General features: G+C 53.8%; 21 protein-coding genes and 1 pseudogene. 15 read left to right on the forward strand and 7 right to left on the reverse strand.

Annotated elements, in window-relative coordinates; genetic code table 11:
* Positions 1–409: 409 nt before the first annotated feature.
* Positions 410–691, forward strand: coding sequence for a hypothetical protein (locus tag KO536_RS06265; RefSeq protein WP_133077248.1), 282 nt, complete (start codon positions 410–412; stop codon positions 689–691).
* 18 nt (positions 692–709) lie between these two features.
* Here KO536_RS06265 and KO536_RS24505 read toward each other — a convergent pair.
* Positions 710–846, reverse strand: a pseudogene (locus KO536_RS24505) (LysR family transcriptional regulator); the annotation flags it as partial.
* 76 nt (positions 847–922) lie between these two features.
* Between KO536_RS24505 and KO536_RS06270 the strand changes: the two are divergent.
* From KO536_RS06270 to KO536_RS06290, 5 genes are all read left to right on the forward strand, one after another.
* Entirely contained in the window at positions 923–1,384 is a 462-nt protein-coding gene (locus KO536_RS06270) for a GNAT family N-acetyltransferase (RefSeq protein ID WP_133077247.1), read from the forward strand.
* 55 nt (positions 1,385–1,439) lie between these two features.
* Positions 1,440–2,375: a LysR substrate-binding domain-containing protein gene (locus tag KO536_RS06275; protein ID WP_133077246.1), complete on the forward strand. Its 936-nt coding sequence runs from the start codon at positions 1,440–1,442 to the stop codon at positions 2,373–2,375.
* Positions 2,376–2,543: 168 nt separating this feature from the next.
* Positions 2,544–3,998: an FAD-dependent tricarballylate dehydrogenase TcuA gene (gene tcuA, locus KO536_RS06280; protein ID WP_133077245.1), complete on the forward strand. Its 1,455-nt coding sequence runs from the start codon at positions 2,544–2,546 to the stop codon at positions 3,996–3,998.
* Positions 3,985–5,142, forward strand: a complete 1,158-nt coding sequence (tcuB, locus tag KO536_RS06285; protein WP_219261475.1) for a tricarballylate utilization 4Fe-4S protein TcuB — start codon at positions 3,985–3,987, stop codon at positions 5,140–5,142. The genes tcuA and tcuB overlap by 14 nt, the downstream gene beginning before the upstream one ends.
* 47 nt (positions 5,143–5,189) lie before the next feature.
* A complete protein-coding gene (locus KO536_RS06290; RefSeq protein WP_133077243.1) occupies positions 5,190–6,491 on the forward strand; it encodes an MFS transporter in 1,302 nt (433 codons plus the stop codon).
* Between the two features lie 25 nt (positions 6,492–6,516).
* Here KO536_RS06290 and KO536_RS06295 read toward each other — a convergent pair whose 3' ends face one another.
* Both KO536_RS06295 and KO536_RS06300 read right to left on the reverse strand, forming a co-directional pair.
* Positions 6,517–7,014, reverse strand: coding sequence for a GNAT family N-acetyltransferase (locus KO536_RS06295; protein WP_219261476.1), 498 nt, complete (start codon positions 7,012–7,014; stop codon positions 6,517–6,519).
* 38 nt (positions 7,015–7,052) lie between these two features.
* Complete coding sequence (locus KO536_RS06300; protein ID WP_133077241.1) at positions 7,053–7,826, reverse strand: ParA family protein; 774 nt, start codon at positions 7,824–7,826, stop codon at positions 7,053–7,055.
* Between the two features lie 216 nt (positions 7,827–8,042).
* On the opposite strand from KO536_RS06300, the gene KO536_RS06305 reads away from it, so the two are divergent.
* Positions 8,043–8,789 (forward strand): outer membrane beta-barrel protein, encoded by a 747-nt coding sequence (locus KO536_RS06305; protein ID WP_133077240.1) that lies wholly within the window; start codon positions 8,043–8,045, stop codon positions 8,787–8,789.
* A gap of 156 nt (positions 8,790–8,945) precedes the next feature.
* Complete coding sequence (locus tag KO536_RS06310) at positions 8,946–9,608, forward strand: hypothetical protein (RefSeq protein ID WP_133077239.1); 663 nt, start codon at positions 8,946–8,948, stop codon at positions 9,606–9,608.
* A 173-nt stretch (positions 9,609–9,781) separates the two neighbouring features.
* Here the strand turns inward: KO536_RS06310 and KO536_RS06315 are convergent, their stop codons facing one another.
* Positions 9,782–10,210 carry a MarR family winged helix-turn-helix transcriptional regulator gene (locus KO536_RS06315; protein WP_133077238.1) on the reverse strand — a complete coding sequence of 143 codons (429 nt, stop codon included), beginning with the start codon at positions 10,208–10,210 and terminating at the stop codon, positions 9,782–9,784.
* Positions 10,200–10,631, reverse strand: coding sequence for an SRPBCC family protein (locus KO536_RS06320; RefSeq protein ID WP_133077237.1), 432 nt, complete (start codon positions 10,629–10,631; stop codon positions 10,200–10,202). Before KO536_RS06320 ends, KO536_RS06315 begins: the two co-directional genes overlap by 11 nt.
* A 503-nt stretch (positions 10,632–11,134) precedes the next feature.
* Between KO536_RS06320 and KO536_RS06325 the strand changes: the two genes are divergently transcribed.
* The 6 genes from KO536_RS06325 (at position 11,135) to KO536_RS06350 (ending at position 15,981) form a co-directional block, all read left to right on the forward strand.
* Positions 11,135–12,091: a site-specific integrase gene (locus KO536_RS06325; RefSeq protein WP_219261477.1), complete on the forward strand. Its 957-nt coding sequence runs from the start codon at positions 11,135–11,137 to the stop codon at positions 12,089–12,091.
* 253 nt (positions 12,092–12,344) lie between these two features.
* On the forward strand, positions 12,345–13,124 hold the full coding sequence (locus KO536_RS06330; RefSeq protein WP_219261478.1) for a hypothetical protein: 780 nt from the start codon (positions 12,345–12,347) through the stop codon (positions 13,122–13,124).
* A gap of 943 nt (positions 13,125–14,067) precedes the next feature.
* Entirely contained in the window at positions 14,068–14,319 is a 252-nt protein-coding gene (locus tag KO536_RS06335) for a hypothetical protein (protein WP_219261479.1), read from the forward strand.
* Positions 14,316–14,462 carry a hypothetical protein gene (locus KO536_RS06340; RefSeq protein WP_219261480.1) on the forward strand — a complete coding sequence of 49 codons (147 nt, stop codon included), beginning with the start codon at positions 14,316–14,318 and terminating at the stop codon, positions 14,460–14,462. Before KO536_RS06335 ends, KO536_RS06340 begins: the two co-directional genes overlap by 4 nt.
* A gap of 158 nt (positions 14,463–14,620) precedes the next feature.
* Positions 14,621–15,109 carry a hypothetical protein gene (locus KO536_RS06345; protein WP_219261481.1) on the forward strand — a complete coding sequence of 163 codons (489 nt, stop codon included), beginning with the start codon at positions 14,621–14,623 and terminating at the stop codon, positions 15,107–15,109.
* A 305-nt stretch (positions 15,110–15,414) separates the two neighbouring features.
* Entirely contained in the window at positions 15,415–15,981 is a 567-nt protein-coding gene (locus KO536_RS06350; RefSeq protein ID WP_219261482.1) for a hypothetical protein, read from the forward strand.
* Between the two features lie 317 nt (positions 15,982–16,298).
* Here KO536_RS06350 and KO536_RS06355 read toward each other — a convergent pair whose 3' ends face one another.
* Together KO536_RS06355 and KO536_RS06360 are read right to left on the reverse strand one after the other, a co-directional pair.
* Complete coding sequence (locus KO536_RS06355) at positions 16,299–16,505, reverse strand: hypothetical protein (RefSeq protein ID WP_219261483.1); 207 nt, start codon at positions 16,503–16,505, stop codon at positions 16,299–16,301.
* Positions 16,502–17,185 (reverse strand): hypothetical protein, encoded by a 684-nt coding sequence (locus KO536_RS06360; RefSeq protein ID WP_219261484.1) that lies wholly within the window; start codon positions 17,183–17,185, stop codon positions 16,502–16,504. Before KO536_RS06360 ends, KO536_RS06355 begins: the two co-directional genes overlap by 4 nt.
* A 245-nt stretch (positions 17,186–17,430) precedes the next feature.
* Between KO536_RS06360 and KO536_RS06365 the strand changes: the two genes are divergently transcribed.
* Positions 17,431–18,000 (forward strand): recombinase family protein, encoded by a 570-nt coding sequence (locus tag KO536_RS06365; RefSeq protein ID WP_219261485.1) that lies wholly within the window; start codon positions 17,431–17,433, stop codon positions 17,998–18,000.
* Positions 18,001–18,009: the final 9 nt, after the last annotated feature.

Consider the following 18,009-nt stretch of genomic DNA (forward strand, 5'->3'; position numbering starts at 1 on the left):
GCCCGCAAAAGCCGTTGCACAGGTCGCGAGCAGAGCGAGGCCGAAAGGTAAGAGCGCCGATGTTTTCAAAGACCAATACTCCAATCATTTCAAAGTCATTTGAATAGATTAAAACGTACTATAAATCTCATTTGTACTTGTTTTATGGAATAAAAACCTCGCTTCGAGCTATATCGAATGACACTGAAACCTCACCAGACAGGCTGCTCGCTTCGACGCAGGTTTGAGCGGTTAAACAGGGTTGGCGCTGAGCCCTCCCCTGGCTTGCCAGCGCGATACGTGTCACACGGATTTTATTTCCATGGCCAGGTGCTATTGCATAACCGCCAGAGTCCGGTAGAACCTTGGTGATCAGCGCAAGAATGTGCAGAGACTTGCCATCGATTTCGGCAATTGAAGGAAAAGCATCATGGATACGGAAAAACTCAAGACGTTGTTGAAACCCTGGCTCTCAGCAGAGACATGGCACAGCGGAGATCAAGTGGACGATCAACGCTTTCACCTGGCGTTAAAAAGCGCATTCGATGAATTTGGCGTACACATCAGCTCAGATGACTTTCAGCAGGCCATTGTGCTTTGCCTGCATGAGTACCGACCGAGGGACGTCACGTCATACGAAAACGATGTCGAAGAGTTCGCGCAGCGCGGCGAAGACATCGCCAGCTATCTGACCGACCTCAAGCCACATTGATTCTCCCGCCGCTTCACTGCGCCAGTCGCTCCCGGCCTGGCGAAAGTGCTCATCGAGGGTCTGACGATAGATGTCCTGACCCGCGAGGTTGAGAAGGCCACGCCGCGAAAATCCTCCATGGCCGCCAGCGGGTGGCCATGGGGCAGGATAACGACCCTGGAAGTAGGCTAACGTGTTGCGACACAGATGCCCGTCGGGAAGTATCAGATTCCGGCAACCAGAGAGACCGCCATGATCCGGCTAGCTGAAGCACACGATGAACCCAACATCCGGGACTGCGCCGAACAGGCTTACGCGCGCTATGTACCAGCTATTGGGCGCAAACCTGCGCCCATGGTTGCTGATTTTGCCGCGCAGATTGCAGCTGGCGCTGTCTACGTCGCGACGGATGAGCACTGCACCTTTCAAGGGTTCGTTGTGTTTCATGCCAGGGAGGAGCATATCCTTCTGGAGAATGTGGCCGTCCTGCCCAGCGCAACCGGACGCGGCGTGGGCAAATCGCTCATTGCCTTTTGTGAAAGCGCCGGCCGCGAGCGCGGCATGCAGGCCGTGCAGCTTTATACCAATGTGATGATGGCCGACAATCTCCTGATCTACCCCAAGCTCGGGTATGTAAACGTTGGGCAACGCACTGAAGACGGATTCAAGCGCGTCTATTTCGAAAAGCTGCTCACGCTTCCAGACTCGATCTGACCTGTGCGCCAGCAAACGATCAGGATTCAAATAACTGTTTCGCGGGACTCTGACATTGGAATTAAGACAGCTGCGCTATTTCGTCAAAATCATCGAGCATGGCAGCCTCGGGCGGGCGGCACTGGAACTGGACGTTGGGGTGTCAGCCCTCAGCCAGCAGATCTCCAAGCTGGAAAGCGAGCTGTGCACCCGCCTTCTGAATCGCACCACCACTGGCGTGACGCCGACAAGCGCCGGCCTCGGGTTTTTACACCACGCCCAACTGACACTGCGCCAAGCGCAAAACGCCATCATGGCCGCCCATCGCGGGCGAATGAGTGGCTACGTGAGCGTGGGCCTGCCGCCCACCACCGCAACCGTTCTTGCCTTGCCGTTGATCAACGCAATGCGTGCCCGGTATCCGGACATACAGCTGCATCTGGTAGAAATGCTATCCGGGCACCTGGCTGCACAGCTCAACGCCAGACAAATCGACCTGGCCATTCTGTTCCAGCTCGAAGGCGGGAAACGCTGGAGTGTCACACCCCTTCTGGACGAAAAGCTGTTCGTCATTGCCTCCCCCACTCTGCCCCAGGCTCCGTGTGGTGACAGCGTGCAGTTGGCAGACCTCGGTAGCTTGCCGCTGGTAATGCCCAGTGCACAGCACGGCTTGCGTTCAGGCTTGGTGAACGCGTTCGAGCGGCTCGGGCTAACACCCAATGTCATCATGGAAGTGGACGGTCTTGCCGTCCTGATGAACGCCGTCCGGGCCGGTCATGCTGCAACCATACAACCGGGCGCCGCCGCCGCATTGAAAGACGAGTCTGGACTCTCACTGGTCAGAATTTCCGATCCCCATGTGGGGCGACGCAACCTTCTGGCCACACTGGCTGAAGACGAATTGTCCCCAGCCGCGCTGGCAACCCGGTTGGTCATCGTCGACGTGGCGCGACAACTGGTGGTCGACAAACAGTGGCCAGGCGCAACGTGGATTGAGGAACAGGACCCTTGATTCCCCGTTCAACCTCGAGCTGAGCGGCATCGTGCACCGGTAAGTCTTTAGAAAAACTGAACACCCCGCGCCAAAAGCAGCCTTTCGGCCCTCCACCCTCGCCTCTATCGTGCCCTCAACTCGCAAGGAGCACCTCGTTCCCGCTTCCTTGCAAATCGAGGAGCGATAATGATCGATGTATTAATCGTGGGGGGTGGTAACGCAGCCTTGTGCGCCGCTCTGATGGCGCGAGAAGCTGGCGCCAGCGTGATGCTGCTGGAAGCCTCGGCGAAAATCTGGCGCGGGGGCAACTCCCAACACACCCGCAACCTGCGCTGCATGCACGACGAGCCTCAGGACGTGCTGATCGATGCCTATCCGGAAGAAGAGTACTGGCAAGATCTTTTGAAGGTCACCGGCGGCATTACGGATGAGAAACTCGCGCGCATCGCTATCCGTGCATCATCCACCTGCCGCGACTGGATGCGCTCCCACGGCGTGCATTTTCAGCCCCCCCTGTCCGGCGCACTGCACGTGGCGCGGACCAATGCTTTTTTCATGGGTGGTGGCAAAGCATTGATCAATGCGTATTACCGCAGCGCCGAACGCCTCGGTGTAAAAATCCGCTACAACGCCCAAGTCACCGACATTGAGCTGGACGACGATAAATTCGTCGCCGCCCACATTGGCGAGCACGAAGTGGATGGCCAGCCTGTGGCGGCTGAACGTATTGAAGCCCGGGCCTGCGTGTTGGCCAGCGGCGGTTTCGAGTCCAACCGTGAGTGGCTCCGCGAAGCGTGGGGGCAGAACGAACGCGGTGAATGGCCGTCCGATAACTTCCTGATCCGCGGGACCCGATTCAATACCGGCATTGTGCTGCGGCGCATGCTTGATCTCGGCGCCGATGTCATCGGTGATCCGACCCAGGCCCACATGGTGGCAATTGATGCCCGCGCGCCCCTGTATGACGGCGGCATCTGCACACGCATCGACTGCGTTTCGCTGGGGGTGGTGGTCAATCGCGAGGGCGAACGCTTCTATGACGAGGGCGAGGATTTCTGGCCCAAGCGCTATGCGATCTGGGGGCGCCTGGTCGCCGGACAACCGGGTCAGCAGGCGTACTCCATCATCGATCAGCAGGCCATCGGACGCTTCATGCCGCCCGTCTTCCCCGGAACCACGGCCAATACCCTGCAGGACCTGGCCCGCCAGCTGAAACTGCCTCAGGATCAATTCGTCAAGACCGTCGAGGACTACAACAACGCCTGTCGCGTCGGCACTTTCGACCACACCGCGCTGGACGACTGTCACACCCAGGGGCTGACACCTGCCAAGACCCATTGGGCCCGGCCGCTGGTCAAACCCCCTTTTTATGCCTACCCGCTGAAACCGGGTGTCACGTTCACCTACCTGGGCCTTGCAACCGACCACACCGCCGCCGTGCATTTCAACGGCAAGGCGAGCCCCAACCTGTTCGTGGCCGGAGAAATGATGGCCGGCAATGTACTGGGCAAGGGATACACCGCCGGCATAGGCATGGCCATTGGCACTGCATTCGGCCGTATAGCCGGTGCACAAGCGGCTGCCTCGGTGGGCTTTGGCGCTTTATCTGCGAACACGGAGTCTCGACATGCAACTGTTTGATCCCACGGCGTCGGGCGGTCTGATCCCGGTCCTGAACCTTGACGAAAGTGAAGTCCAGCGGCAGATGAGCATTTGTAATGCCTGTCGTTATTGCGAGGGCTTCTGCGCGGTTTTCCCGGCAATGACACGCCGCCTGGAGTTCACCCAGGCAGACATCCATTATCTGGCGAACCTGTGCCATAACTGCGGCGCATGCCTGCACGCCTGTCAGTACGCTGCCCCCCATGAATTCGAGGTCAATGTCCCGAAAGCCATGGCCAAGGTACGCCTTGATACCTACGCCGAATACGCGTGGCCACGCGCGATGGGCAAGTTGTATCAGCGCAACGGTCTGACACTGGCACTGGCGTCGGGAGCGGGCCTGGCACTCTTTCTATGCCTGACCCTGATGCTCATGGGCAACCTGTTCACCGCCATTCCTGGAGGTAACTTCTACGGGATTTTCCCGCACAACACCCTGGCGTTGATGTTTGGCGCGGTGTTCGGCTTTGCGGTACTTGCGCTGACCCTGGGTGTAAGGCGCTTCTGGCACAACATCTCACCACCCGCAGCCTCCCTGCCGTTAAAAACCTCTGCGGCGCTGGAGGCGACGGCCAACGTTGCACAACTCAAATACCTGGACGGCGGCCATGGCCAAGGCTGCAACAACGCCGACGATAAATTCACCCTGTGGCGCCGCCGGTTTCACCACCTCACTTTCTACGGCTTCCTGCTGTGCTTCGCAGCAACCGGTGTCGCCACGCTTTATCACTATCTGCTGAAGTGGTCGGCGCCTTATCCGGTGTCCAGCCTGCCCGTGATGCTGGGCATTGCCGGCGGCATAGGCCTGCTGATTGGCCCCGCAGGCCTGCTTTGGTTGAACCTGCGCCGCAATCCGGCCCACGGCGACGTGAATCAAAAACCCATGGACCTGGGCTTCATCGCCCTGCTGTTTCTGGTCAGCGCAAGCGGCCTGGCGCTCCTGGCGTTGCGCGAAACCAGCGCACTGGGCTTGACGCTGGCTATCCATCTCGGACTGGTCATGGCGTTTTTCCTGACCATGCCCTACAGCAAGTTCGCCCATGGAATTTTCCGCAGCGCAGCACTGCTCAAACACGCCATCGAAAAGCGTCAACCCAACCCGATTAACGCCGGCAGCGACTGACGGTCAGGTCACTCATTCCAATAACAATAGTGAGCACAACGGTAGCCATGATGAAAACTACAACGACAACACCCCGCGCCAAGGGGTCCAAACTGGGCGCCATCTTGCGGGTCACCAGCGGCAACTTTCTCGAACAGTTCGACTTCTTCTTGTTCGGGTTTTATGCGACCTACATCTCCCGGACGTTCTTTCCCGCCACCAGCGAATTCGCCTCGCTCATGATGACTTTTGCCGTGTTCGGCTCCGGCTTCCTGATGCGTCCGCTGGGTGCGATTGTGCTGGGGGCTTACATCGACAAGGTTGGCCGGCGCAAAGGGCTCATCGTGACGTTGTCGATCATGGCAGCCGGTACCGTATTGATCGCCCTGGTGCCGGGCTATGCCAGCATTGGCATAGCGGCACCGATTCTGGTGCTGTTGGGCAGGCTGCTGCAGGGCTTCTCCGCCGGTGCGGAAATGGGTGGCGTTTCTGTGTACCTCGCGGAAATTGCCACACCCGGTCACACCGGTTTTTACACCAGTTGGCAATCCGCCAGTCAGCAAGTTGCAATCGTCGTCGCAGCTGCGTTGGGCTACACCATCAACGCCACCATGCAAGCCGCTGAAATCGCCGACTGGGGCTGGCGTATTCCGTTCTTCATTGGCTGCGTGATCATCCCGTTCATTTTCATTATTCGCCGCTCACTGGAAGAAACCGAAGCCTTCACGGCACGCCACCATCGTCCAACGACCCGCGAGGTTTTTCGCTCGATGCGTGATAACTGGCGCACCGTGCTGGCAGGCGGTTTGCTGGCGTCCATGACCACAACCACGTTCTACCTGATCACGGTTTACACCCCTACGTTTGGCAGAACCGTACTGAACCTGAGCACCACTGACAGCCTGGTGGTGACTCTGCTGGTCGGCATCAGCAACTTCTTCTGGCTGCCTATCGGTGGCGCACTGTCTGACCGTATCGGTCGTCGGCCTCTGTTGCTGGCGATTTCCTTACTGTGCATCTTCACCGCCTACCCGGCCATGCACTGGCTGGCAGAAGCCGCCAGCTTCGAACGACTGCTTGCCGTTCTGCTGTACTTCTCATTCTTCTTCGGTATTTACAACGGCGCCATGGTCGCGGCACTGACCGAAGTGATGCCACAAAATGTGCGTGTGGTGGGGTTCTCGCTGGCCTTCAGTCTGGCGACTGCGGTATTTGGCGGCTTCACCCCGGCAATCTCGACCCTGCTTGTCCAGGCCACCGGGGATAAAGCTTCGCCTGCGTACTGGCTGATGTTCGCGGCAGTGTGCGGATTTACCGCGACAACGATTCTGTATCGTCGGCAAAAAACCCTAGCGGTCAGCGCCGTATAACAGAGGCTCGCTACATGTCACTCATTCACGGCGTGAGTTGGGTCTGAGTGACACAGGGGCGGTTAGCACTTTTCGTTTCGGGCAGGCGCTTCTCCATCGGCTGATAGACCAGCCCGGCAAACTCACCCACGTCCCCTGCGAGGCTGAATCCGTAGCTTTCGTAGGCGGTTACCGAAGACAGCGATGCACTGACGGTCACGGCTTCACCTCTGGCCTGCTCCAGTGCCGCGCTCATCAGGCGCATGCCGATGCCCCGACGCTGCCATCCCGGCGCGACAAACAGCATCGCCACGTGGCGTCCTTCCTTCAGCTCGATCAGCCCCGCTATCGCTCCATCAGCGACACAGACAAGCATCAGGTTGTCGCCCTCCATGCGGTCGGAAAACGCCTGCACTGCGGCCACCCTGACGAAGGTTTCAACACCCTGTGCCGACAACGAAGGCGCAACTGCCAACATGAACGCGTCCAGGCACAGGGCGCTGACGCGAGGCAGGTCATCGTGGGTCAGTTTGCGTATCTGCATAGTTGCTCATCCGGGACAGTATCAACCTTGCTCTTGGGTTAACCCGCCCGCTCCAACGCTGAAAAAAGGCTTACATATTCCAGTGACAGTTTATGCCGCGGCGCCAGATGAATCATAGGCACGGACGCCTCATGGGATTCACGCATTTTGATGGTGCTGCTCAAGTAGTTGGGCAACACAGGCATGCCCTCGGCGATCAATTCGTCAATAAGCATCCGGTGCAAGCTGGCGCGCCCTACGAACTGGTTGACCACCACGCCCTCGACGACCAGCGACTCATTATGGTCCGCCTGAAGCTCGGCCACTTGAGCGATGACGCTGTAGAGCGCCTGCCGGGAAAATTTGTCGCAATCGAAAGGAATCAACACCCGGTCGGCGGCGATCAGCGCACTGTATGAATAGAAGTTGAGAGTCGGCGGCGTATCGATATAAATACGCTCGTAATCCTGCGAAAGCTCCACCAACAAGCGGCGCAGTTTGTTGACCTTGAATTTCGACTCGAGTTTTGACTGGAGCTCAGCAAGCTCACTGTTCGCGGTGACCAGATGCAGGTTGTCATAGTGCGTTTCAGTGATGGCGACTCGATTCTTTTTGCTGGCCGGGCCGCTGGAGAGGGTTTGCTTGAAAAAATCAGCGATCCCCACAGGGATATCATCACCTGCCAGCCCCGTCAGATACTGGGTGGCGTTAGCCTGATGATCGAGATCCACCAGAAGTGTGCGATAGCCTTCAGCAGCACTCACAGCGGCTAGATTGCAGGCAATGCTGGATTTCCCAACGCCCCCTTTCAGATTGAATACAGCTCGGCGCATGAGACAGATACCTTGAGAAAATCCTCCCCTGATAATAAGAATGAAATATTTCAGTAATGTTTCTGCGCGACAAAATGTTTCAAGTATAAGACAGGCATCGCCACGACTTCCGACCTCGGGGTTTGGCTTTCTGGTTTGTGTTTTTGAACTTTTTCAGGAGTGCTATACCTAATCGCTCGCTCAATATTTTTATCAACGTCATGGAGACACTCGCTAATGCTTACTGCAAAACTGCTGCGTCACACCTGTGCCCTAGCGCTGTTCAGCGCACCACTGGCAGTGACGGCCGCCCCAAGCACCGACCCTCTCTTCACCATCGGTTTACTGGGTTCCTACAGCACGTTCGAGTTCGAAGGCGGTAGCAAGTCCGACAAGGAACATTTGGCCCAGGGTGGCGTGTTCGCCAACTATGGCAACAAGATGACCGCCGAATCCGGCTTCATTTACCAGCTCGGTGGTGAAGTCAAATACAGCAAGAAAAATGACGACAAGCTCAAGGAAGCCCAGGCCGATCTCGACCTTGGCTGGCGCGCCGCGCTGGATGCACGCAACTTCGTCGACGTGATTGTCGGCGGCGGTTACAACTGGACCCGTTTCGAGCCCGAAATCAACAATCTCGACACAAAGCTGACCCTTAAATCGCCATTTGCCAAGGTTGCACTGGGTTACAACCACCAGTTCGACACCTCGACCCTGCGCGCAGAAGTGGGTGTCCGCCGCTCGATCGATGGCCGCGCACGCCTGAAAGTCGACAACTTCGGCAGTGACAGCGTCGACATGAAAGACCGTACCAACCCGTACGCAGAAGTGTCGCTGCTGATGAACCAGAACGGTGACATGCCGATCAACGCGGGCGTGTACTACACCCGTACCGAGTACAAGATCGACGAAGATTCGCCGGTTGCCGACAACACCAAACTCAAGCGTGACGAGTTCGGCGTGAAGGTCGGTCTGGCGTTCTGATCCAACCCGGCAGGCCCCGTCGCTGACGGGGCCTGTACCAGCCGCAGCGCCCTCGCCGCTGTGTGCGTGACACCTTTTCGGACCGAGCATTCTTCCTGGTCAATGCGCCCAAAGACTTAACAGCATTCGCCTCGACCGACATAAGTAAGGATCACTATGTTCCGTAACGGTCAGATCATCACCTTCCCTGCCCTGGTCGCAACGGTATTGTTGCTTACCGGTTGCCCGCCTTCAGCCGAGTTCACACAGTGGCAACGCACTTCTACTTCCGTAGACGGCGTTAAAGCGGCCATGGCAGAGTGTGGGAACCCTGTAGGACGCTCATTGGACCGTTTACCGACAAACGAACGGGTGCTTCAATTCCAGTGCATGCAACGCCTGGGTTTTACGCGCAAAGACGGGTTTGAATTTTGTGAAGTCATGAGCGATGTTCCAGCCTGCGTGGAAGAAAGAAATGGTCATCCACTTGGCTTGTCCCAACTTGAAGCATTGCCGTTCGAAGCCGATGAAGGCTTTTATCCAATAAAACCCGATTCTGGCCGGTATGAAGACATGCAAGTCTCCTGGCGAAAAGCCGGCGCGTCACTCCACTTCTCGATGCAACACGCCAATAATCAGGAAGCACTACCCGTTATGTACGCCTGCGGATATCCGAAACCACTCGGGTCGAACCGTGAAGTTGCCAGCATCGGACGCACTGCCAAAGTGCAACGCTGCATGATTGATCACGGATTCGAACCGAAGGACAAAATGATGCTGGTGTGTCGGCCATATCCCACTGTGACGGGTTGTAAAAACAACGTTGAGAACAGTGGCTGATTTTATGATGCCTTCTATCCCGCCCCTTCTGGCTTGATCCGGATTATCCATTGGCGCGCTCAGCACCGGTGTCAGATTCAGTTGTTGCCATGGAGTCGACATATGCGTCCCTTACGAACAGGCCCGCACAAGGCGGGCCCGGGGGCATCACGTGATGATTGTCAAACAGGCATTCAAACGCTGGGTTTTAGAAAAAACTCACTGTCGAAGGCTTCAACAACAGGTATCGCAACACGCAATCGACGATGGCCCTCTTCGCTAAGTGAAACCAGGTTTGCGCGCTGGTCGTGCGGGTTTGTTTGCTTTTCAATAAGCCCGTCCTTTTCCAGACGAGAAATGATTTGCGAAATATGCATGCGATCCATGCCGGTAAAACTGGCAATGCCATGTTGAGTAATCGGCTCGCCCTCTCTTGTCAGCCAGCCACTTACAGCCAGGATGGCGAACTGTGGCTGGGTAAGACCCAAAGGTTTCAAGCGAGCGTTGAGTTGACGCTGCCAGTCTAAAAAGTCACGCCAAAGCCGGAATCCAGGGCTGTCGTTTGGTCCTGCAAAGACGGAACCACTCCAGCGCCCCTCGACACCATCCTGATTAGCACTCACGGGAACGTGCCTGGGCTTCACAAGACTTCTTGAGCCCCTGCATCGTGTTGGGCATCGATGCCTGGATTGATCTACCGACCAGGTATCGAAACAGAAAACTCAGCGGCCCGCAGAATTCAACCCAGTGGGTTGCGACAGTGCCCCCCTCCACTTCGGTAAGCAGGTGCCCGAATTCCATGCGGCATAAAGGCAAACGGCTTTGCACCGAAAACGACTTGCCCTCGGTCATTTCGACAATCTGAATGTTGGCCTTGGGTCCCACCTTTGGCTTAAGCCAGCCTTTGGCGCCCAACTCAAGACCGCCGGGCAAGCTTGCATTGCTCACCTCTGGGTCCCAATCGGCCCAGCCCGCCGCATCTTTATACAAACGGAACACTTGCGCGGGGGTCGATCTAATCTCAATAGACTCTTTGATTTCCATGGCCTTTGCCTTGCGTCAGTCACATTAGAATAATTGTAAATGCATTTACAATCAAACACCATAGGCCTTGATCTGGCATAGAGAACGCTGTCGAAATTCTCAAAGTTCAGTACAAAGCTGGACTGCATGCTCATCGCTGACCCGAGTACGATCAGCACACCCTTGCGGTACGAATAAGGCTCGACCAAAGAACAATGGGTCACGCGGACGCGAAGATGACCAAACACTATCAGGACGGGCACACAGAGAAAGGTATCGAGTACCTGGAGGCGGGAGCTGATTTGGCGTTCTGAGGTGGGGGGTTTTGCAAATCGAAGACAACAAAAAAGGGCCCACCTTTCGGTGAGCCCTTCTAGACCGCCCAGCAGAGCGGATTTTGTTTGGTAGGCGCGATTGGACTCGAACCAACGACCCCCACCATGTCAATGTCTGCTTGCGCAAGCTGCAAGCCTTGCTGCTCTTGGATTTCACAGAACGCCCATTCACATTATGAGGCGTCAAAAATGGCCAACATTCGCTTACTTCCATCAGGCAACTGGAACGCTCAGGTACGAGTCAAAGGCAAATCTCCCCAATCCAAAACCTTCAGCACCAAAGCAGCGGCAGAGTCATGGGCCAGCCAGATTGAAGCCGTGACAATGGATCACAAGCACCACACCATCTATACGTTGGGCATGACCTACTGCGAAACCATGCTCAGAGGCAAAGGCAGCTATCAACACGCTCTAAAGGTTGTTGAGCACCTTGGTAGACAATTCACCCAGCCAATCCAAGACATCACTCCGAAGATGATCAACGACTTCAAAATCATGCGACTGAAGACGGTGAAACCTTCAACGTGCAGGATACAGCTCGCTTTCATGTCTCGATTTTACCGATTCGCAAAGCGCGAATTGCTGATCAACATTCACAACCCGGTGAGTGACATTGCGCTGCCAAAGCCAGACAGATCCTCTGACAAGGTGATTCGTGCAAGCGAGCTTGAGCGGTTGCTGGCAAAGCTATCTCCCACCATGCAGCTCATTGTTGAACTGGCGTATGAAACTGCCATGCGGCGATCTGAAATCTTGAAGCTGACGAAAGACTGCCTACATCTACAAGATCGCATTGCCGATGTAATCGACGGGAAGAACGGCACTCGCTCAGTCCCCCTCACCCACCGCGCTGTAGAAATACTTCGGCTAGCCCAGCTATGTGCAGCAGTCGGAGGCCACCCGCACAACCTGATCTTCACAGTCACCCCTCACGCAGTATCTCAGGCTGTGAGGCTGGCACGGGTTAAGGCTGGCTTGGATAGCAGCGTCAAACTTCACCAGCTTAGGCATACGCGCATCACTAACGTAGCCAAGAAAGGATTCAACAATGCTCAGATCATGATCGTCTCAGGACACAGGGACACACGATCTGTTGCACGCTACTCACACCTCAATGTCAGGGACGTTTTGCACCTGATTGACTGAAATTTGAGCAGTACTTTGCAAGTGGCTCTCCAACACATCAGATAGCATCAAGAATCACTTGCATAACAGCGAGGGCTGTGTATAATCCCTCCCTCGCATCAAACTGCGACAGACATCCGAAACCCCCAGCGCGACCACTGCGAAATCAGTGCATTGCAGATGGGGGTTTTTTGTGTCTGCTATTTACCCAAAACCTAACCGGCAGAACCCTAGAGGATTGCCTATGAACTGAACTTGAACAGGAGATATTCCAATGCAGCACGCACTCGCCTCAAATTTGACATCCGATACAAACGACCAGCCCCGCCTTAAAGACTCAAACATTCTTGAGTTCCCTCGCCCCCCTGCCAACGACGACTCACAAGCAGAGCAGCTCCAGAAAGACCGAGTAGTCCGCCTCCGCATGGAAGGCATGTCATATGCCAACATCATGCAAGAGACCGGCTTGCCCGAGCGCAAGATTAAAGGCTACTGCAAGGATGTCGCGAAGGGTAAGGCTGTAACCACACCCTTTGAAAGATCCGTAGAACGCGCCCTACCACTTGCCATCAGGCCATACGGTATTCGCGACTATGAACTACGTGACATCCTTCACCGAGAGTATGGAACCATTTGGGATGACGACAAAAAGAAGCATGTCAGCAACTACGATAGCAACGTCGTTAAGCGCGTCAAAGATAGGGTGCGGACTCGTGCAGAACTAGATTCTCGCAACGCGCTTTTCGTGATGGACTGGGTTAACGAGGATGCACCCAGTGCTTCGAGGCAGTATCTGGAAGCTTGCGCTATCGAACTGAAGAGCCAGATTGAAGCCTGTCTAAGCCGGTTTATGGAAAGTCATGCAAGCCAGTGGAGAGAAGACACTGAAGCAGCCGATTATGCCCAAGAAAAACAACGGTATGCGGCGGAGAATTACCTACTTAAGCTGGCAATCCCAAGCTACGGGCAAGGTGAGCCAGTGAGCAAGCTACTGAAGCGCTCGACAACCCTCACTGACACACTGGAGGAACGACTAAATGTCGAGATGAGCTAAATAGAGGCAGAAGACAGGCATCTGAAATTCAGAACTGATATCACTTGTCCGGCACGCGACCACCATACTATAAGAGTCGGACAAGCCTCCCCTTACAGCATCTGCTGTGAATAATACCTTGTCCGGCTTGCGACCACTATGTAATACATAATACTGCTTCCACAGCAGACGCTGTGAATACTGTGGCATTTGATCTTAGCGATCCACCCACCACCGACCTGACGGTCGAACACTGCACCAATCAATGATTACCACAATCAAAGCTGTCGCTTTTTATCTTGACTCTGTTTATGTGCAATGCACATGGTATGCCATACACTAACAATCAAGATCAAAAGCTTACAAGCCTTTCTGCCTATATGGCAGATGACCGGCAAAGCGTAAAGCGAAAGCCTTGTGGTGGTAGTGCTGACGGCAACGTCAAAAGCATACTCAGCCCTGTGCATCAGCACAGAATATACACATACGCGACTCAATCAACTTAAGTGCATCGCAGTTGATCCGGATTAATGTGTCCCGGCAAGCTCTTTCATCATTTCCAGTGATCCTCACTGAGAGTTACCGTTATCACTTTCACAACCAAAGCTGCCAACTTATCAGATAGAGTAAGACAATGAAATTTATCATAGTCTTTAGCTATTGAGCAATGCAGGTCTATTGACAACAGCTATCAATTGTAGTATACTTGTTTCATAAGGAAGAAACACGTTCCGACCCTCCCGTATTCCCTTCTAGCTGTGCGTGAGTCGGTCTGAAAGTTATGGCCCACCGCATGCGGTCATTGCTGTTAGTTGGCACTCCCTCTTTTGCCAGCTACAGCCTTCCTTCCCAATCTATCAATACATAAGACACCACATGCGCAATGCTGTGGTGTTTTTCTGTGCACCATCTAAAACATCCGTACACCAACCCCATACCTATAACCTAGAAAGGAGGATGACACATGTCCAACAACAAACTGTGCTTGCACTGTGGAAAACCACTGATCAACAAACGAGTTGATACCAAGTACTGCAATGCAGTCCATAGGGTTGCGCAATGGCGCATCAATCAAGAGCGCAGTGTTTCAATCAAAATAGCCGTGCCGAACGCCCAGTTCATTCAGTGGAAAGCTGAGGCTGATGTTAGCGGGCTTTTGATAAACGCCTTCTTGCTGAGCAAGATCATTAACACCAATCAAGGAGCAACAGCATGAACATCAAGCTTTCTGATAAGGCTTCTGAGCAACTCAGCAACATCATGTACTTGCTTGGCAAGCAGAATGCCAACTACGTAGTATCCCAGATGATCAATATCTTTGAACTCGATCTATCGAAGTCCAAGCCAAAGACAAAGTGATATCGGCAACAGGTCGCATATAAGCCGCACAGAGCGACGACATATCAAAATCCAACCCAACTTACCAGTAGAGTCGCAAGAGTCCTCACGAGGCCTCTCAGGAGCTTGTACGCCATGCCACTGGCAACTATTCAAACATCTAACATACGGAGTTATCAATGACCAACACCAATACAGACAAGATTGTAATCAAAGGCATCCCAGCGAAGTTTGATCCAAACGAGCTGGAACGTCGCCAGCAACAACATAAATTTGCATATCAACAAACGCAACAATGCTGCGAGATGGTTAGAGGAGCAATTCCCCAGCTATTCCTGCAAGCAGTTTCTGATAAAATTGCAGCAGGGTACAGCTTCTCAAAATACCCCATCAATATGGAGTCTTTGAATTATTTCGCGCACTTAGTGAAGCCACCAGCAATGCAGGAAGTTGATATTGCAACCATCAATAATGACGTTCGCGACGCTTACAAGGCTGAACTTGAGGCCGATCACGCCAAGTATCAAAACCTCCTGCTTGAGCAGCTACTCCAAGTTGAGGAGCAGAAACAGGTGAAAGCGGCAGCATCTGCCAAAGAGAAGCTAATGGCACGTTTACAGAAAGAAGTGGCTGATTGTTATGCACCATTGGTCTTCCCTGACGCCTGATCGTAATCACGGTGGAATCACGGCGCTAACTACCCTGCCAATCGCTCAGATTTCAACGTAGAGCCCGCCATGTGCCGATTTCTATTGGCCATTACCATGCTAATGTTAAGTGCACCCGGTGCGAAAGCCTTTTCTTGACGTAATACCATCTGCCATCGAATTAAGTCTGAAATACATCACCAGAAATTCCTACAAGGGCTTATGTGGTAGCAACCCTGTACGATCTCTCACAAGATAGGATTTCACACCTACAACTGTTTCTGCTTAGGTGGTAGCCTGCATGGCAGTCCACATGGAGATTAGAGATGAGTTTTGACTGGAACCTGTTATGGGAGGGAGCACCTGCATGGATTCAGGCAATTGGCTCAGTAGCAGCAATAGTATATGCAGTCAGGATCTCGAGAAGTTCGATCAATCATGCTGCATCGGCAAAGCGTAAAACCATCTTTGCCATTGCGGAGGCTGCCCATACGCATGCGTGTAACATTCGCAAAGCGATAGACGTTATGGGGTTTAACTCAGGCAACAATATTCAAATCTACGCGGTATATGACAAAACCATTATTGAGGGCGTGGTCAAGGCTCTCCAAGGAGTTCCCATGCATGAGCTAGGCTCAAGCAAGGCAGTGATTGCAATGCTTAGTCTTACCGATCAGATGGTGTTTCTTGGCTCCGCAGTCGAAACCCTTATACAGGGCCCATATAAACACCCAGTACTGGGCAAGACATTAGAAGACAACTACAGAGACGATTATGAAAAGCGTCAAGAGCTAGCCGCTTCGGGGTTCTCCGTTTTACAACAGAACGTCAGAGTACACTTGACCAAAATTGATCAGGACTACGAGGCACTAAAGGAGTCATTAAGGGGTTAAGATCATTTATCCACTCGCCGCGAACGCTCAGCTGAAGTAAACCTCTATTGGGCGTCAGGCAGATCACTCGCGGTCGTGGCTTGCCTGATAGTCGCAGTGATGGCGCTGCTGCCACAGTCAAACGTGAACATGCTCACAACCTTGCAGAGTTCTTTGAGAAGCCTTCAGTGCGCCGCTGGAGCGTGCTTAACAAGCCACTGATTGAGCCAAACCTTCAGTACAAGCACAAAACGCCGATCACAGATGCACCAGACGACTTCTGACCTCCGCTATACGCTTCAGCTACACCACGTTAATCACAGATCCTCCAAGGCTGATCAGGATTGGCCTTCAGTGCCCGGCAGCTTTTGCCGTTGCTCTTTAGCCAGTGAGCGATAAGCGAGAAAGCTCTTGATGCTTTTGCCGTCATGCCCGCACACCCCCTTCCCGTATACGCCAATCACAACATTGGCAATCAGCCCTCCCTGAACTCCTAATTGATCAACACAAGCTTTCAGTACAAAGCCGATTGAACCACCGCTCATTGTGTGGGATCAATCCCTAACGAATACAGTTGCTCTTTGAATTGCGGCACTACTGCTTGGCAATAGACATTGCCGCCAGTATTCCGAAACAAATTCAGGGAATATCGATAGGTAATAGCATTCGTTACTGGACCAACATAATCATGCCTCATTGCTCTTAGATCATCAATGTGCGAAGCATTGCCTGTAGCGTCCTTCAATAACTCGCAATACTTTACAAAAAGCTCTATTGAATCCTCGGTTGCTGCAGCCTTCGGATTGTCAGCTCTTCGCTGCTCTGCCTGCTCTCTCTTTCTGTTGCCTTCTATGGCCTTGGCTTCGGCTACCGACTTCTGCCGTCCAATGTGATGTTCAACTTCTGCTCTGATGATGTCGTAGTTGATGTCACAACGAGCCATAGAAGGGCCACCGTTATAGACCAAGTAAACAACACCATCCTTTTCGTCATACCGCAAATAACCTTGCAGGCGTTTAGCGGGCGTTAATGGTCCTGAAGCAACGCAGTTGTCAAGGTACTGTAGGCCAGTTGAGTGAAAGCCTTTCAGATATATGCCATCCCATCGCTGATATCCAGCTTCAGGTGTGTAAACGACATAACCCTTTGTAGGATTGTCGTAAGGCTTGGCAGCTATCTTTTCTTGAGCGACACACCCAACGACAATCAGGGTTAGAGGCAGCATTAGAATCTTGTGCAATTGTCGTTATCCCAGTCATCAGAGTCACGACCTCATAGTGCAGTACAACGCTATGAATGTCACCACAGGCACTCTCAAGCCAAGGGAGTGCCCAGTATCAACAAACGACCGTTTAACGACACCAGTGAAACAGGGTGCATTCTGGTATCGCAAAATAAGGGTTGCCAGTACTTTACGATACCTATATCGTGATACCACTTTAAGCGATACCACTTTTCAAGGAGATAACCATGTCACGCACCTTCCTGTACTGCCGAGTCAGCACCGCAACACAGTTCACCGAAAACCAAGTGCAGGAAGTGAAAGCCGCAGGTTTCGACGTACAACCCGGTCGAGTGATTGAGGAAACTGTGTCAGGCAGTGTTGCCGCTAAGGAGCGTGCTGGCTTCCAAAAGCTGCTTGAGCGCATGGAAAATGGAGACGTGCTGATCGTCACCAAGCTTGACCGCTTAGGTCGCAACGCTATGGACGTGCGCCAGACAGTTGAAAGCCTTGAAGCCACTGGTATCCGTGTTCACTGTCTCGCACTCGGCGGTGTAGACCTCACCAGCCCAGCGGGCAAGATGACCATGCAGGTGCTGGGTGCAGTGGCTGAGTTTGAACGTGACCTGCTGATCGAGCGCACACAGTCCGGTTTGAAGCGTGCCAAGGCCGAAGGTAAGACGTTGGGTCGCCCCAAAGCTAACGACACCACAGCCGCCGTACAGGGCCTCAAAGTCGATGGCATGTCACAGTCAGAAGTGGCATCAGAACTTGGAATCGGCATTGCCACAGTTAAACGCCACTGGAACAGAACATAACCCACCTTT

It is taken from the genome of Pseudomonas sp. NKUCC02_KPG (genome assembly GCF_019345465.1).
GTDB lineage: Bacteria > Pseudomonadota > Gammaproteobacteria > Pseudomonadales > Pseudomonadaceae > Aquipseudomonas.

Coding starts and splice junctions, on each gene's coding strand:
- KO536_RS06265 (WP_133077248.1), top strand. CDS start 410: ATGGATACGGAAAAACTCAAGACGTTGTTGAAACCCTGGCTCTCAGCA.
- KO536_RS06270 (WP_133077247.1), top strand. CDS start 923: ATGATCCGGCTAGCTGAAGCACACGATGAACCCAACATCCGGGACTGC.
- tcuA (WP_133077245.1), top strand. CDS start 2,544: ATGATCGATGTATTAATCGTGGGGGGTGGTAACGCAGCCTTGTGCGCC.
- tcuB (WP_219261475.1), top strand. CDS start 3,985: ATGCAACTGTTTGATCCCACGGCGTCGGGCGGTCTGATCCCGGTCCTG.
- KO536_RS06290 (WP_133077243.1), top strand. CDS start 5,190: ATGATGAAAACTACAACGACAACACCCCGCGCCAAGGGGTCCAAACTG.
- KO536_RS06295 (WP_219261476.1), bottom strand. CDS start 7,014: ATGCAGATACGCAAACTGACCCACGATGACCTGCCTCGCGTCAGCGCC.
- KO536_RS06300 (WP_133077241.1), bottom strand. CDS start 7,826: ATGCGCCGAGCTGTATTCAATCTGAAAGGGGGCGTTGGGAAATCCAGC.
- KO536_RS06305 (WP_133077240.1), top strand. CDS start 8,043: ATGCTTACTGCAAAACTGCTGCGTCACACCTGTGCCCTAGCGCTGTTC.
- KO536_RS06310 (WP_133077239.1), top strand. CDS start 8,946: ATGTTCCGTAACGGTCAGATCATCACCTTCCCTGCCCTGGTCGCAACG.
- KO536_RS06320 (WP_133077237.1), bottom strand. CDS start 10,631: ATGGAAATCAAAGAGTCTATTGAGATTAGATCGACCCCCGCGCAAGTG.
- KO536_RS06325 (WP_219261477.1), top strand. CDS start 11,135: ATGGCCAACATTCGCTTACTTCCATCAGGCAACTGGAACGCTCAGGTA.
- KO536_RS06330 (WP_219261478.1), top strand. CDS start 12,345: ATGCAGCACGCACTCGCCTCAAATTTGACATCCGATACAAACGACCAG.
- KO536_RS06335 (WP_219261479.1), top strand. CDS start 14,068: ATGTCCAACAACAAACTGTGCTTGCACTGTGGAAAACCACTGATCAAC.
- KO536_RS06340 (WP_219261480.1), top strand. CDS start 14,316: ATGAACATCAAGCTTTCTGATAAGGCTTCTGAGCAACTCAGCAACATC.
- KO536_RS06345 (WP_219261481.1), top strand. CDS start 14,621: ATGACCAACACCAATACAGACAAGATTGTAATCAAAGGCATCCCAGCG.
- KO536_RS06350 (WP_219261482.1), top strand. CDS start 15,415: ATGAGTTTTGACTGGAACCTGTTATGGGAGGGAGCACCTGCATGGATT.
- KO536_RS06355 (WP_219261483.1), bottom strand. CDS start 16,505: ATGAGCGGTGGTTCAATCGGCTTTGTACTGAAAGCTTGTGTTGATCAA.
- KO536_RS06360 (WP_219261484.1), bottom strand. CDS start 17,185: ATGCTGCCTCTAACCCTGATTGTCGTTGGGTGTGTCGCTCAAGAAAAG.
- KO536_RS06365 (WP_219261485.1), top strand. CDS start 17,431: ATGTCACGCACCTTCCTGTACTGCCGAGTCAGCACCGCAACACAGTTC.